The organism is Kitasatospora sp. NBC_00458, assembly GCF_036013975.1.
In the GTDB taxonomy this organism is placed as follows: domain Bacteria; phylum Actinomycetota; class Actinomycetes; order Streptomycetales; family Streptomycetaceae; genus Kitasatospora.
Map to the genome: position 1 here is coordinate 1,315,889 of NZ_CP107904.1, position 14,192 is coordinate 1,330,080.

The following is a 14,192-nucleotide window of genomic DNA, read 5'->3' on the forward strand; positions in this document are numbered from 1 at the left end:
TGCCATGACGATCAGGGCTGTGGTGTTCGACGTCGGCGAGTGCCTGGTGGACGAGACCCGCGAGTACGGCACCTGGGCCGACTGGCTGGGCGTGCCGCGCCACACCTTCGTCTCCACCCTCGGCGCGACGATCGCCCGGGGGCTCGACTACCGGGAGACGTTCCAGATCTTCGCCCCGGGCTTCGACCTCTACGAGGAGCGGGATAAGCGTGCGGCCGCCGGGCGACCGGAGACCTTCGGCGAGGAGGACCTGTACCCCGACGTCCGCCCGGCACTGGCACGACTCCGTGCGGACGGCCTCTGGCTGGCCATCGCCGGAAACCAGACCCTACGGGCAGGCGCCATCCTGCGGGAGCTGTTCGCCGACGACGTCGATCTGATCGGCACCTCCGACGACTGGGGAACCAGCAAGCCCGACCCGCTGTTCTTCGAACGCGTGGCAGCGGCGACACCGGTCGCTCCCGCCGAGATCCTCTACGTCGGCGACCGCCTCGACAACGACGTGCTCCCCGCCGCCCGGGCATCAATGCGGACGGCGCTCATCCGGCGCGGCCCATGGGGATGGATCCAGCAGCACGACCCGGACGCCGCCCGCGCCACCTTCCGGATCGACTCGCTGACCGACCTGCCCAAGCTGATCGCGAAGGCTAACGCTGAAGCGAACTGAGCGTGGCCGTCCAGGAGTACAGGCGGTCGTCCACGTGCTGGACGGCTGCCGTCCCGCCCCAGGGGGCGAGCGCACGCCGGGCGGCCCGGACGCGTTCCATCCCCGTGGCGTACCAGGTCAGCGAGAGCTGGTCGAGCGCTTCCTCCAGCAGCTCGCACGCGTCCTCAGGCCTGCGCTCGGCCACCGCGACGGCCGCCAGATCACCGAGCACCACGACCCGTTGCTTCCCGTCAGTCCCGGGAAGACCCGCGAGGACCGCCTCCAGGGTGCAGCGCGCCTGCGGAAGCAGCCCCGCCGCCGACTCGGTGTTCCCCTTGAACGCCGCGAGTCGAGTCGCGGAGAACCACGTGAACCAGTCCGGGCTGAGGTGCTCCCCGGCCGCGCCGAGGACCTCCTCGGCATGCCGCAGCAGCGCCAGCGCCGCACGATGCTCACCGCAGCGGGTCAGGCATTCCGCCTCGACCGCGTCGAGCCATGCGAGCATTTCTGCCGACGCCGGGCCCCGGCGCGCGGGGTGACGCCTGCATCCACTGCGGCGGCACCGGAAGACCCCTGATACCGGCCGGGCACGCCTTCACCTCCACCGGCGCCACCACCGCACCGCTCGGATGGGCGGTCGTCGGCCATCCCGACTGCACCTCGACCGCCCACAAGGAAGTAGACACAGTGACCGATCGGACCGAGCCCTCGCCGGAGCCCGACAGGACCAGCGGCTACTGCCTCGTCTGCCGCGACTACGGCTACGGGACCTACGCCGGCATCCGCACCGCCCTCACCGACTGGATCGTCGACCATGTCGGCTGCGCCGCACCGGTTCCACCTGGTGCGCTGCGCATCCCGGACGACCGCTGCGAGGACCGCTGGGCGTGACCGGCACGCCCACCCCGGCTCCCCGGTGCACGGCGGTGCCACGATCGTGACCGGTCGTTTCGGGGAGTCCGGCCCCGCCCCGGGCCGGGGTTCCGTACGCTGTGGCCCGTTCCGTCATCTGTGCTCACCAGCACAGGAGTTGAGGGGGATCATGGAACTCGACGCATTCATGCAGCTGGCCGGGCCGCCGATCGGGGCGGCGGTGGCCGCGTACGGGGGCGCGGTCCTGACGCGCGCGGAGGACGCGGCGGCCGATGCGACGGCGAACCTGGGACGGCGGCTCATCCAACGGGTGTGGCAGCGCGGCGACGCCGGACAGCAGGCCGTGCTGGAGGCGAGCATCGACACGGCGGCGGAGGAGGCCCTGAACCCGGACGCCCTCGCGGCGCTGCGGCAGGCCGTCCGGGTCGCCGTCCGGGGAGACGCCGAGCTGCTGTCCCAGCTGGCCGCACTGCTGCCCGCGCCCACCCCGGCGCCGGCCCCGCAGCAGATCAGCGTGCACATCGAGGGAGAGCGTGCGGTGGTCAACAACGGCACCATCGAGGGGACCGTGAACACGGGATCCATCACCCGAGCGGATCCCGCACGGTGACGTCCGGCCACGGCTCGCTGCACGTCACCGGGGACGGGGCCGTCGTCAACTTCGGCACCATCACCGGCTCGGTCCACACCGGCAGGACCGTGGTGCTGCCGCCCGAGGCGGTGCGCTCGGCCGCCGAGACCTTCGCCGCCGGGGAGGTCAGTCTCATCGGGTCGACCGAACAGTTCACGGGCCGGGGCGAGGAGCTGGCCGCGCTGCGCGAGGCGCTCTCCGAGGACCGCGGCCCGGGCAACGTGGCCGCGGCGGTGGTCCACGGACTGGGCGGGGTCGGCAAGAGCGCACTGGCCGCGCGGTACGCGCAGCTGAACCGGGAGGCGTACGACCTGGTGTGGTGGATCGACGCCGCCGTGCCCGGGTCGATCGAGGCGGCACTGGCGGACATCGCCCGACGCCTGAGCCCGGTGTGGGCCGGGACGGCGGAGCCTCCCGAGCTCACGGCGTGGGCGATGGCCTGGCTGCAGCGGCACGGCAGGTGGCTGCTCGTGTACGACAACGTCGAGGATCCGCGGCCCCTCCGCCTCCATCTGAGCAGTCTCGGCCGCGGGCACCACCTGATCACCAGCCGCAAGTCCGACGGCTGGCGGGAGGTGCGGACCCGCATGCCCCTGGACGTCCTCCCCCGGGAGGCCGCGGTGGACCTCCTGCTCTCCTACGTCCCCGACCGGACCGCGTCGCCCGAACTGCGCTGGGAGGCGACGGAGCTGGCCGTGGAACTGGGCTGCCTGCCGCTCGCCCTGCACCAGGCCGGCGCCTACATCGCCGAGACCGAGACCGGCTTCACCACGTACCGGCGACGGCTCGGCCACCAGCTGGACAAGCCCGCCGAGGAGGGCGACCGGGAGCGGACCATCGCCCGGATCTGGTCCCTCACCCTGGCGGCCGTCACGGAGCGCGACCCGCCGGCGGCGGAGCTCCTCTACTCCCTCGCCTGGCTCGATCCCGACGACTGTCCCCGCACGCTGCTCACCCGGCTCGCCCCCGGCGAGGTGGAGGCGGACGACGCCCTGCGCGTCCTGCGCGCCTTCAGCATGATCACCCTGACCGAGCGGAGCGTGCGCGTCCACCGCCTGGTCCAGAGCGTCCTGCGCGCCGACGCCGCCGCGACCGCGGCGGCGGCCGCCCCGCCGGCGCCGTCGCCCCGGGGCCGGTCCGAGGCCGAACAGGCGCTGGTCGGGGCGGTGTTCCCCGAGGGGCCGAGCACGGCCGCCGACCCGGCGCAGCTGGCGCGGCTCGCCCGGCACGCGTGCGCGCTGGCCGCCACCAACCCGCCGGGGGCCTACCGCCCCGAGGTCTCCCGGCTGTACGCCCGGGCGTGCGTGTACCTGAACGACGAGGGCCTGATCGTCCAGGCGCTGCCCCTGTACGAGGCGTACGACGCCCAGATCGCGCACGGGTTCGCCACAGACCACCCGTTCAGGCTGGTGAGCCGCCTCGCCCTCGCCGGCGCCTACGAGGCGGTCGGGAATCCGGCGCGGGCCGTCGGCCTCCTGGAACCGCTCGTGGCGGCGGCCCTGCGCGTCCACGGGCCCGGACACGTCACCACCCTGAACGTCCGTGGCGGCCTCGCCTCCGCCTACCAGGCCCTCGGGAACGTCGGGCGGGCGATCGACGAGTACGAGAGGGCCGTGGAGGCGAGCCGGGAGGGCCTCGGCGAGGGGCACCTCCGGACGCTGACCCTGCGGAACAACCTGGCGGGCGCCTACGAGTCGGTCGGCCTCTTCGACCGGGCGATCGAGGTCTACGAGGACCTGCTGTCGCAGGAGGACGCCCTCGCCCGGTGGGAGCACCCCACCCACTCGCTGCGGCTGAACGGCCTCCGGGTGCGGAACAACCTCGCCGGCGCCTACGAGAGCGTCGGCCGTTACGAGGAGGCCGTCTCGCTCTACCGGACCACCCTCGCCGACCTGGAGAGGACGTCCGGCCCGGAACACCCCGACACCCTGAGCTGCCTCGGCAACCTGGGGTACACGCTGGAGTCGGGCGGCCGGATCGCCGAGGCACGGGTGATCTACCACGACGTCCTCGAACGGCGGGAGAAGGCTCTCGGGGAGGCCCACCCGGACACCCTGCTGAGCCGGAGCAACCTCGCCTACCACTACGTGACGACGGGCGACTTCGGCCGCGGGCTCGACCTCTGCCGGCTGACGCTGGCCCAGCGCGAACAGGTCCTCGGGCCGGAGCACCCGGACACCCTGGTGAGCCGGAACATGCTCGCCTCCGCCTTCGAGGCGGCCGGGGAACCGGAACGGGCGGTCCCGCTGTTCAGGGCCACCCTCGCCCAGCGCGAACGGGTCCTCGGGCCGGAGCATCCCGCCACCCTCCGCGTGCTCGGCAGCCTCGCCGGGTGCCTCCTCAGGCTGGGGAACGCCGCCGAGGCCGTTCCGCTGCTCGACGCCGCGCTCACCGCGCAGGAGCGGCTGTTCGGGCCGGAGAGCCACGACGCCGTGCTCAGCCGCAACAACCTCGCGGCCGCCTGCCGCGAGGCGGGCGACCTGGAGCGGGCGTTCGCCCTGATCACGACGGCGGTCGAACAGCGGACCAGGCTGCTCGGGGAGAACCATCCCGACACCCTGGCCAGCCGCAGCAACCTCGCCCGGCTGTACGAGGCGATGGGCGATCTCGGCGAGGCCCTCCCCCGGTACGAGTCCGCGTTCGGGCAGCTCACGGCAGTACTGGGCGCCGACCACCCGATGACCGTGACGGTCGGCGGCCACCTCTCGCGGGCCAGGCGGAAGAGCGGGGGCGGCAACGCGGCCCCCTGAGGCGGCGGGAGCAGTCCCGCCGGCGCGCGGAACCGGGGCCCGGGTGGGGCGGTGGGCTCATGCTCCCGGGACACGGGCGGAGCGAAAGTGGAGGCAGACGCCCGCACTCCTCCGAGCGGGCCCACCCGACATCGGGGCGTTACCATGAGTACACAACCGACCACCGATGCGCCCGCGGTCCTCGTCACCGTGCACCCGTCCCTTCGCGGCAGGGTGCCGGGCGAACCGCTGGCCCACGGGATCCTGACCAGTTCGACGACCGTGCTGGTGCCGGATCCCCCCGAGACACTGGCCAGTCCCTGGAAGAGATTCCTCGTGCGAATATCCCGGTCACCCGGAGACGCGGACGACGCCGAGGTCGTCCCGGTGGGCGGGCTGGGCCTCGCGGCGGTCGACGCGGACGGGATCACGACAGCGGCAGCCGTGCTGGCCATGGTCTGGCCGTCACGCTTCCCCGTCGCGGTCCCGAGCGTCACGGCCGACCGGCTCACGGCGAGCCTGACCCGCCACCACGGCGACCAGTGGGCGGCCTACGCGGAGCTCGGGTTCCGCCTGGTGCGGCCGGAGCAGCGGGAGAAGTCGGACACCTGGTGGCTCGGCACCGCCGGCCTGACCGCCGGCGACGTCTCGGACAGCGCCAGGGACTACTCGCTGGACACCTGCTGCAGTGGCCGCCTCTGCTGCCGGGGCCCCGCCCCGGCACCCTCCCGGGCCCGCGCGGACGCGGCCTGACCCGGACCGTGGCCACCATGACGACGCCGACCGAGGGCCGTACACGGAGCGCGGTGAACCTGCAGTCCGTCTGGCTGCAGGACACCGCGCTGGCCCTCGCGGCCGTCATCCCGGAGCTGTTCTACTTCGGTACGATCATCGCTCCCTGGGCGGGATGGCAGCAGCGCCTGTGGATGGCGCTGCTCGCCCTGGCCGAAGTCCTGGCGCTGGTCGTGCGGCGCCGCCGCCCGGTGGCCACCTTCGCGGCCGTGTGGCTGATCGCCGTCGGCTCCGACCTGCTCTCGTTCGCCGACGCCATCGACTACACCCCCTGCTTCGGGCTCCTGATCGCCCTCTACACCGTCGCCGCCCAGTGCCGCCGGTCCGTCGCCCTGACGGCCCTGGTGCTCGGCCTCGTCCCCATGGCACTGGCGATCTGCGAAACCGTCGGCTCCTACCACGGCCCGCTGTTCACCCCGGTGCTCGTCTCGAACATCGCCTTCTACGTGCCGGTGGCACTGGTGGTCTGGGGCTTCGCCCGGTGGAGCCGGGCGGCCCGGGCCGCCGCCGAACGCCGCCGGCAGGAGGTGGAACAGGCCCGGCAGCGGATCACCCAGGAACGGGTGCGGATTGCGCGCGAGCTCCACGACATCGTCGCCAACTCCGTCGCCGTCATGGTCATGCGGGCCGAGACGGCCAGGGTCACGGCCTTCGAGGACCCGGCCCGCGCCGAGGCGTTCCGGCATATCGAGGACATCGGCAGGTCCACGACGGCCGAGCTGCGGCACATGCTGCGGCTGCTCCGCACCTCCGAGACCCCGGCCGAGGAGGGGTACACCCACGGCCTGGGCGACCTGGAGCAGCTCCTCGCGGACGTCCGCAGGGCCGGTGTCGGGATCTCCCTGGAGACGCGCGGGCGCCCGCTGCGGATCGACGACAGCGTCGGCCAGACCGCCTACCGACTCGTCCAGGAGGCCGCCACCAACATCACCAAGCACGCCGGTCCGGGCACCCACGCGGTGGTGCGGATCACCTGGGACGAGGCCCTCCTCATCGAGGTCGTCGACGACGGCGCCGGGCGCCCCCCGGACGGGCAGCGCGAGCTGTCGACCGGGCACGGACTGCTCGGCCTGCGCGAGCGGGTCGCCCTGTTCGGCGGCCTCCTGAGCGCGGCCCCGTACGGCCCCGGCTTCCGCGTCGCCGCCGCCCTCCCCGTCTCCACCCCCCACCCCGCGGAAGCCCCGCCCCTCGAAGACACCACCCCGGCCTGACCCCGGCCCCGCCCGTCCGCCCGAACCACCGAGCGCTGCTTTGTCAGAGCAGCGCTCAGCGGGAGGTGTCGGAGAGGCGGGTGAAGGTGTGGCCGGCGGTGAGGAGGGTGGGGAGGGCGGTGGCGAGGCCGCGGGCGGTGCCGGCGGCGGGGTGGTTCATGTGGGCGATGACGATGGCGCCGGGCGGGGCGCCGACGAGTTCGCGGTGGACCTGGCCGGACGTGGCGGTGGCGCCGGCGTCGGCGTTGGTGGTGAAGCCGGCGATGTGCTGGCCGAGGTCCGCGGCGATCCGGGTGGCGACGTCGTCGTAGTGGGCCGTGCCCGAGCGGAAGTAGCGGGGTGGCCGTCCGAGGAGCGCGGTGAGCTTTTCGAGGTTGCCGGTGATCTCGTCGTAGACCTCGCCCGCGTCTCCGGTCCCGGCGATGCCGTAGGCGGAGCGGCCGGTGACGGAGAGGGGGCGGTGGGCGGTGCCGTGGTTGGCGATCTCGAAGAGGGGGTCGGCGGCCAGGTCGTCGAAGACCGCCGGGTTGGCGTCGATCCAGCGGGCGTTGAGGAAGAGGGTGGCGGGGACGCCGTGGGCGCGGAGGGTCTCGATGAGCGCGGCGTCGTAGCCGGAGCCGCCGGGGCCTCCGCAGGCGTCGAGGGTGAGGGCGATGGCGCGTTCGCCGTCGGGGAGGGTGGTGAGGACCCCGGGGATGTCGAGGCCCCAGTCGGTGGGGGCGGTGTCGGTGTAGCGGGTGGTGATGGCGGCGCGGGCTGGGAGGGGGGCGGGGATCGCGGTCGCCGTGGGGGTGGGCGTGGGGGTGGGCGTGGGGGAAGCGGTGGGGGTGGGGCTCGGCGTGGGGGTGGGGGACGCGTCGGGGGTGGGGGTGGAGGGGGGCACGGGTGGGGCGGAGGGGGTCGGCGGGTGGGGGGTGGGGGGTTGGCAGGCGGCCAGGGCGCTGCCGGCCGCGGCTGCCAGGAGGGTCCGCCGACTGAGTGACATGGGGAGGCTCCGAGGCTGTCTGATGTTCAGATGATTCACGTCCCATCAAGGGACCGATCGTCAGTTCGCGCAACCCGGGCGGCCTTCACGGGGCCGCCGCGTGGTGGTGGGGTCCGGCTCACCGGGGGTTCACCGGGCCGGGTGACGGGCGCGGGTAGGAGCCGGAAAACGTCCCTGGGGAGTCGGAGGATCTGATGGCGCAGGATGTGCACGGCGAGAAGGAGCCGCTGGGCCGGCGCGGACTGCTCGCGGCCGGGGCCGCCGGCGCGGCGGGGGCCCTCGGTCTGGCGGCGGCGGGCCCCGCCCGGGCCGCGGACGGGACGGCCGAGCGGGCGGCGGACGGGACGCCGGACCGGACGGTCACGCTCACCGGGCGGCTGCCCACCGGCGCCCCGGACTTCGTCTACCTGCCGTTCGACGTGCCGGCGGGCGTCCGGGAGATCGCCGTCGGCTACCGGTACGACAAGCCGACCGTCCCGCCCGGGACACCGGGGAACTCCTGCGACATCGGGCTCTTCGACGAGCGCGGCACCGACCTCGGCGGCCGCGGCTTCCGGGGCTGGTCGGGCGGGTTCCGCACGGAGTTCGCGGTGAGCCGCGAGCAGGCGACGCCCGGCTACCTGCCGGGGCCGGTGCGGCCGGGCCGGTGGCACGTGGTGCTCGGCCCGTACCAGGTGGCGCCCCAGGGGCTGGAGTACCGGGTCGACGTGACGCTGCGCTTCGGCGCACCCGGGGCCGACTTCACCCCGTCCTACCCGGCGGAGCGGGCTCGGGGACGCGGCCGCGCCTGGTACCGGGGCGACTGCCACCTGCACACCGTGCACTCGGACGGACGGCGGCTGCCCGCCGAGGTGGCGGCCGGTGCGCGGGCCGCCGGGCTGGACTTCATCGTCTCCACCGACCACAACACCACCTCCGCGCACGGCGTCTGGGGCCCGCTGGCCGGACCGGACCTCCTGGTGGTGCTCGGCGAGGAGGTCACCACCAGGAACGGGCACTGGCTGGCGCTGGGCCTGCGGCCGGGCCAGTTCGTCGACTGGCGGTACCGCTCCCGGGACGAGGCGTTCCCCCGGCTCGCCCGGCAGGTGCGCCGACAGGGCGGACTGGTGGTGCCGGCGCACCCGTTCTGCCCGTACGTCGCCTGCCAGTGGAAGTTCGGGTACGAGGACGCCGACGCGGTCGAGGTGTGGAACGGCCCGTGGACGTACGACGACGAGTCGGCGGTGGACGGGTGGGACGCCGGGCTGGCGACCGCGCTGCGGCACGGGCGGTCCTGGCTGCCGGCCGTCGGCAACAGCGACGCGCACAGCGCGCCGCAGGTGATCGGCTCGCCGCACACCGTCGTGCTGGCCGAGGACCTGACCCGGGACGACGTCCTCGACGGGATCCGGTCCGGGCGCAGCTGGCTGGCCGAATCGGCCTCCGTGCAACTGGAGTTCACCGCCACCGGCCACGGCCGGCAGGCCGGCATCGGCGAGGAGCTGACCGTCCCGGCGGACGCGCCGGTGGACGTCCGGCTCGCCGTCTCGGGGGTGCCGAACGGCACGGTGCGGTTCCTCACCGACGAGGGCCAGCTGCACCAGGAGTCGCTGCCCGCCGACGGCACGGGGGCGGTGGTCTGGCGGACCACGGCCTCGCTCGCGGCGTTCGTCCGGGCGGAGGTGCGCCACCCCCGGGCCGACGGGACGCCGGGCAAGGGCAACTCCATGGGGCCGGACCTGCCGTGGGGTCCGATGGCGGCGCTGACCAACCCGATCGTGCTGCGGGTGGAGGAGTAGACGGAGGAGCGGGCGGAGCAGCGGGCGGAGGCATGGCACGGGGCCGCCGGGTACCGGGGCCGGGCACGGCAACCGGACGGAAGGGTCGGGCGCAAGGGCCGAAAGGCCCGGGTGCGGCGGCCGGAAGGGCCGGGGAGGGGAGTACGGGGAGGTCCGGCGGGAGGTATCGGGAGGGGGAGGACTCGGGGCCGCGCGGTGGACTAGGTTGATCTCCGACAGCAGTCACTCGTAGGGACGAGGCGGTCGGCTGTCCGCTTTGCCGGGTTCGGCCCGCCTGTGTTCCGCGTCGGGCCGGCCCGCGCGCTCCGGCCGCCCCGCCCCGGCTCCCGTCCGTCCCCGGCCCGTGAAGGGATCAGCAGCTGTGAACCGTACGACCGTAGGTGGGCCGGAGCTCGGAGGCGGACGGGGAGCGGGCAGCGTGGTCGTCCTCTCCGACCCGGCCGCCGGGGCCGGGAGCGGCGCGGTCGCCCCGCTGGTCGCCGACGCGCTGTCCCCCAGCGTCCACCTGCGCGCGGAGGACTTCCGGCGGGCGGTCCGACAGGGGTACGTGGCGCCGCACCTGCCGGAGGCCCGGCGGCAGAACCTGACCGTGCTGGCCGCCACCGCACAGGCCGCCTTCGCCTTCGCCTCGGGCGGGTACCAGGTGGTGGTGGAGGGCCCGGTCACGCCGTCGGCACTGGACGCCTTCCGCCGGGAGAGCCGGGCGACGGGGGCGGCACTGCACTACGTGCCGCTCCCCCCGGCGGCGGACGCGGGGGCAACGGGAGCCGGCGCGGCGGAGGCCGGTATGGGGGCTCCGGGCGCGACGGACGCGACGGACGCGGCGGACGCGGTGACGGGCGGCGGGGGTCCGGCGGGTACCGGGGGCGCGGCGGACGCGGCGGAGACCGCCGGAGCGGTGCTCGCGGGGCTGCGCCAGGGGGCGTACCTGCTGGGGTGGTGAGCCGGCGGGGCCACGGCGACCCGCTCGCCGTCGAACCGCCCGCCGTCGACCCGCTCGCCGTCGAACCGCTCATCGGCAGCACGCTCACCGGCGCCCCGGCTCCGCTTCCGCCCGCCCGGCGACCCCGCGACGGGGCCGCCGGCTACTCCGCAGGCTTCACCGCAGGCCGGGAGGGCTCCCTCCCACCCGCACTCCGACGGGCTGCGCCCCGTCACGCACCGAGGGCCGCCGGCTCCGCCGCCACCCGCCCCGGCACGGCGCGCAGCTCCCGGGCGCGCTCACGGCAGGCCGCGGCCTCCTCGCGGCGGCCGAGTCCGGCGAGGACGGCGCCCTGGAGGTCCAGGGCCAGCAGGACGAGCCGCGCGTTGCGGTGCGCCTCGGCGACGGCGAGCGCCTCCTGCGCGGCGGCCAGCGCCTCCTCCACCCGGCCGAGGACGCGCAGCCCCTCGGCCCGGCTGAACCGGAGGGCGCCCTGGATCGGGTCGTCCGGATCGTCGCGGACCAGGTCGAGGGCGCGGTCGGTGAGGGCGAGACCCCGGTCCGCCTCCCCCGCCTGGTGCAGGCAGGCGGCGAGGCCGTCGAGGGCGCGGGCGGTCCGCGGGCCGTCCCCCCGGGCCTCGCAGGACTCCACGACGCGCTCCATCACGGCGATCGCGTCGTGGATCCGGCCCGACTCGGCGAGGGTCCCGGCGACCACGGTGAGGCAGCGGTCCCGGAGATCGGTGTCCGCCAGGCCGTCCGCGTCCAGAGCGGCCTGCCGGGCGGCCGCGACGGCTTCGGCGAAGCGCCTCCGGCAGGCCAGCACGATGCCCAGGTCGGTACGGAGCAGCGCCCGGGCGGCCCGGTCGTCCAGCCGCTCGGCGGCGGCGAGGCCGTGCCGGGCCAGCTCCTCCCACTCGGCCAGGTGGCCGCCGTCGTGGTAGTGCAGTGCACCGCAGCCGTAGGCGAGCCGCCAGACCTCCTCGTCGTGTCCGCGTGCGGCGGCGGTGCGGACCAGCTCGGACAGGGTGTGCTGCTCGCGCCGGAACCAGTCGACGGCCCGCGCCGGGTCCGCCAGTTCGGGTAGTTCGGGTAGTTCGGGTAGTTCGGGTCCGGCGGGGAGCCCGGGCCCGGCAGGTCCCCCTGGCCCGGCGGACGGTGCGGTGCCGCCGCCGCTGCGGCGCCCGAGAACGGCGGCGGCCGCGTCGGTGGCGGCCCCGTAGTAGGCGAGGAGGCGGCGCAGCGCCCGGTCGCGGTCGGCCGCCGGAAGGGCTGCGGCGAGTCCGGCGGCGTAGCGGCGGACGAGGTCGTGCCGGGCGAACAGGCCGGGGCCGGCTTCGTGGAGGAGGCCGGCGGCGTCGAGGGCGCCGAGCAGGTCGCGGGCGCGGGCCGACGGCAGTCCGGCGAGGGCGGCGGCGGTCCACACGTCGGTGGTGTCGCCGGGGAACAGGCCGGTGAGGGTGAACAGTCGGGCCGCCTCGGGCGCCAGCGCGCGCCGGCCGACGCCGAGGGCGGCGGCCACCCCGGCCGGGCCGCCCACGACGGGGGCCCCGGGGCGTGCCCGCTCGTCGGCCAGGTCGGCGACGAGTTCCGCGACCGTCCGGCCGGGGCAGGCGGCGAGCCCTGCGGCGGCGATCCGCAGGGCGAGCGGCCGGTGGTCGCAGAGGCCCACGAGCCGGGCGGCGGCCTCCGGTTCGCGGGCGACCCGGTCGGGGCCGGCCACGGCGGCGAGCAGCCGGACTGCCTCCGCCGGGTCGAGGCCGTCGAGCGGGAGCGGGACGGCGCGGTCCGCGGCGACCAGGTCGGTGGGCCGGGAGCGGCTGGTGACCAGGACGAGGAGGCCGGGGTCGGCGGGCAGCAGCGGTTCGAGCTGATCGGCCGAGGAGGCGTCGTCGAGCAGGATCAGCAGACGGCGGCCGGCCGTCCGGGCCCGCAGCAGGGCGGCGCGTTCGGCGGTGCCGGCGGGCAGCTCGCCCGGGCCGACACCGAGACCGCGCAGGAGCTCGGCGAGGACGGCGGCGGGCGTGCGGGCGGCGGACTCGTCGTGTCCGCGCAGGTCGACGGCGTACCGGCCGTCGGGGAACCGGTCGGCGCGGCGGTGGGCCCACCGGAGGGCGAGGCTGGTCTTTCCGACACCGGCCGGGCCGGTGACCAGCAGGGGGCGGCCGTCGGCGGTGTCGGCGGCCGCGTCGAGGCGGGCGAGTTCGCCGGTGCGGCCGACGAACCCGCGCGCGACCCGGGGCAGCGGGGGGCCCACCGGCGGGCCCGACCCGTCGGGCCTGCCGGGCCCGGCAAGACCGGCAGGCCCGGCAGGCGCGGTGGGCGCGGTGGGCGCAGTGGGCGTGGCAGGCGCGGCAGGCGCGGCAGGCGCAACGGACGCGGCGGATGGGGCAGGCGCGGCGGACGACGCTGGCGCGGCCGGCTTCGCGTCGGCGGGCCGGTCGGCGGTGCCGCGGGCAGCGTCGCCGGGCCCGCTCCGGGCACGGCCCCCGCGTGGTGCGGCGCGGCGGCCCGGCCGGTCGAGGCAGCGGGCGAGCAGGGTGGCGGCGGACTCGCTCAGCGGCCCGGCGGCGGCCAGCTCGGCGGCGGTCGGCCCGGCAGTGGTCGGCTCGGCGGCTTCATCGGTCGCGTCGACGAGCCGCACGCCGGGGCCGGCGGTCCGGGCACCGGCACCGGAGCCGCGCGAGCCGGCGGCCCGACCCCCGGCGGGCGGGCCCGCGAGGTCCGACGCGGCCGCGGTGCCCGGGCCGACGGCGGCGACCGGCTCGATCACGGCGAGCAGGTGGACCGCGAGTCGTTCGGCGGCGTCGCGGCGGGCCGTGGTCAGCCGGGGGCCGACGGTACCGGCGAGCAGCTCCGAGCCGCAGTCGTCGAGGACCGGGCCCCGCCAGAGGGCGAGCGCCGCGCGCAGCGGGGCGACCGGGTCGGCGGCGGGCGCCTCCGCGGCGGCGAGCAGCCGCTCGAAGCGGAGTGCGTCGACCGCGTCGGGTGCACCGAGCAGCGCGTAGCCACCGCCGCGGGTGACCAGGTGGAGGCCGTCGGGGTCCTCGGTCGTGGGACCGCCGACGGGTATGCCGTCGGCGGCGGCGGCCAGCAGGCGGCGGACGGCGGTGACGTGCCCGCGGAGGGCGGCGCGGGCGGTGGGCGGCGGGGCGCCGTCCCAGAGCAGTTCGAGCAGCCGCGCGACCGGCACGACCCGGCCGAGCTCCAGGGCCAGGGCGGCGAGCAACGCGCGCCGTTTCGGGCCGGGTTGCGGCAGGGGCCTGCCGCGGTCGTCCTGGAGCTCGAACCGTCCGAGCAGGTTGATGTGCAACTTCCGCTCCCCACCGCGTTCCGATCAGGTGATCCCACTGCCCCGGGCGATCAAGGCCTCCAGGGTGATCAGGGTGAATCAGAGTGAGAGCATAGGGAATGTCAGGATTGGTCCACACCTTTCCTGGTGAGCGGCCGTTGTCCCGAACTGCGTTCCCCCGCAAGGACCGAGGGGATACGGACGACACGGGCGGCGGAACCGAACCTTCGACTCCTGTTCACCCGGCGGACGACTTCGCTTGCAGACAGCCCGGATGGCCTCCCGGCCTGGCCGCTCCCCCGGCCCGAACCGCCCCACCGTCGACGCCCCGAG

At 75.9% G+C, this 14,192-nt stretch carries 11 protein-coding genes and 1 pseudogene; 9 read left to right on the forward strand and 3 right to left on the reverse strand.

Annotated features, from left to right (window positions below):
- Positions 1 to 4: 4 nt before the first annotated feature.
- Complete coding sequence (locus OG550_RS04470) at positions 5 to 667, forward strand: HAD family hydrolase (RefSeq protein WP_327674740.1); 663 nt, start codon at positions 5 to 7, stop codon at positions 665 to 667.
- Here the strand turns inward: OG550_RS04470 and OG550_RS04475 are convergent.
- Entirely contained in the window at positions 648 to 1,151 is a 504-nt protein-coding gene (locus OG550_RS04475) for a hypothetical protein (protein WP_327674742.1), read from the reverse strand. The two genes, OG550_RS04470 and OG550_RS04475, sit on opposite strands and share 20 nt — an antisense overlap.
- A gap of 182 nt (positions 1,152 to 1,333) precedes the next feature.
- On the opposite strand from OG550_RS04475, the gene OG550_RS04480 reads away from it, so the two are divergent.
- From OG550_RS04480 to OG550_RS04500, 6 genes and pseudogenes are all read left to right on the forward strand, one after another.
- On the forward strand, positions 1,334 to 1,537 hold the full coding sequence (locus OG550_RS04480; RefSeq protein WP_327674744.1) for a hypothetical protein: 204 nt from the start codon (positions 1,334 to 1,336) through the stop codon (positions 1,535 to 1,537).
- A gap of 151 nt (positions 1,538 to 1,688) precedes the next feature.
- Positions 1,689 to 2,129 carry a hypothetical protein gene (locus OG550_RS04485; RefSeq protein ID WP_327674746.1) on the forward strand — a complete coding sequence of 147 codons (441 nt, stop codon included), beginning with the start codon at positions 1,689 to 1,691 and terminating at the stop codon, positions 2,127 to 2,129.
- A 110-nt stretch (positions 2,130 to 2,239) separates the two neighbouring features.
- A pseudogene (locus OG550_RS32745) lies at positions 2,240 to 2,929 on the forward strand (NB-ARC domain-containing protein); the annotation flags it as partial.
- 237 nt (positions 2,930 to 3,166) lie between these two features.
- Positions 3,167 to 4,900 (forward strand): tetratricopeptide repeat protein, encoded by a 1,734-nt coding sequence (locus OG550_RS32750; RefSeq protein ID WP_442906131.1) that lies wholly within the window; start codon positions 3,167 to 3,169, stop codon positions 4,898 to 4,900.
- 144 nt (positions 4,901 to 5,044) lie between these two features.
- A complete protein-coding gene (locus OG550_RS04495) occupies positions 5,045 to 5,632 on the forward strand; it encodes a hypothetical protein (RefSeq protein ID WP_327674750.1) in 588 nt (195 codons plus the stop codon).
- Positions 5,633 to 5,649: 17 nt separating this feature from the next.
- Positions 5,650 to 6,882 (forward strand): sensor histidine kinase, encoded by a 1,233-nt coding sequence (locus tag OG550_RS04500; protein WP_327674752.1) that lies wholly within the window; start codon positions 5,650 to 5,652, stop codon positions 6,880 to 6,882.
- A gap of 55 nt (positions 6,883 to 6,937) precedes the next feature.
- Here the strand turns inward: OG550_RS04500 and OG550_RS04505 are convergent, their stop codons facing one another.
- Positions 6,938 to 7,765 carry a polysaccharide deacetylase family protein gene (locus tag OG550_RS04505; RefSeq protein WP_327674754.1) on the reverse strand — a complete coding sequence of 276 codons (828 nt, stop codon included), beginning with the start codon at positions 7,763 to 7,765 and terminating at the stop codon, positions 6,938 to 6,940.
- Positions 7,766 to 8,061: 296 nt separating this feature from the next.
- Here OG550_RS04505 and OG550_RS04510 point away from each other — a divergent pair, with 296 nt between their 5' ends.
- Both OG550_RS04510 and OG550_RS04515 read left to right on the forward strand, forming a co-directional pair.
- The gene (locus tag OG550_RS04510) at positions 8,062 to 9,645 is read left to right on the forward strand and encodes a CehA/McbA family metallohydrolase (protein ID WP_327674756.1); all 1,584 of its coding nucleotides are present in this window, start codon (positions 8,062 to 8,064) and stop codon (positions 9,643 to 9,645) included.
- Between the two features lie 418 nt (positions 9,646 to 10,063).
- Positions 10,064 to 10,588, forward strand: coding sequence for an ATP-binding protein (locus OG550_RS04515; RefSeq protein WP_327674758.1), 525 nt, complete (start codon positions 10,064 to 10,066; stop codon positions 10,586 to 10,588).
- 211 nt (positions 10,589 to 10,799) lie between these two features.
- On the opposite strand, the gene OG550_RS04520 is transcribed toward OG550_RS04515, so the two are convergent.
- The gene (locus tag OG550_RS04520; RefSeq protein WP_327674760.1) at positions 10,800 to 13,880 is read right to left on the reverse strand and encodes an AfsR/SARP family transcriptional regulator; all 3,081 of its coding nucleotides are present in this window, start codon (positions 13,878 to 13,880) and stop codon (positions 10,800 to 10,802) included.
- Between the last annotated feature and the right edge of the window lie 312 nt (positions 13,881 to 14,192).

What these genes read in the sequence shown, in the direction of transcription:
- OG550_RS04470 (WP_327674740.1), top strand. Translation starts at nt 5, where the DNA reads ATGACGATCAGGGCTGTGGTGTTCGACGTCGGCGAGTGCCTGGTGGAC.
- OG550_RS04475 (WP_327674742.1), bottom strand. Translation starts at nt 1,151, where the DNA reads ATGCTCGCATGGCTCGACGCGGTCGAGGCGGAATGCCTGACCCGCTGC.
- OG550_RS04485 (WP_327674746.1), top strand. Translation starts at nt 1,689, where the DNA reads ATGGAACTCGACGCATTCATGCAGCTGGCCGGGCCGCCGATCGGGGCG.
- OG550_RS32750 (WP_442906131.1), top strand. Translation starts at nt 3,167, where the DNA reads ATGATCACCCTGACCGAGCGGAGCGTGCGCGTCCACCGCCTGGTCCAG.
- OG550_RS04495 (WP_327674750.1), top strand. Translation starts at nt 5,045, where the DNA reads ATGAGTACACAACCGACCACCGATGCGCCCGCGGTCCTCGTCACCGTG.
- OG550_RS04500 (WP_327674752.1), top strand. Translation starts at nt 5,650, where the DNA reads ATGACGACGCCGACCGAGGGCCGTACACGGAGCGCGGTGAACCTGCAG.
- OG550_RS04510 (WP_327674756.1), top strand. Translation starts at nt 8,062, where the DNA reads ATGGCGCAGGATGTGCACGGCGAGAAGGAGCCGCTGGGCCGGCGCGGA.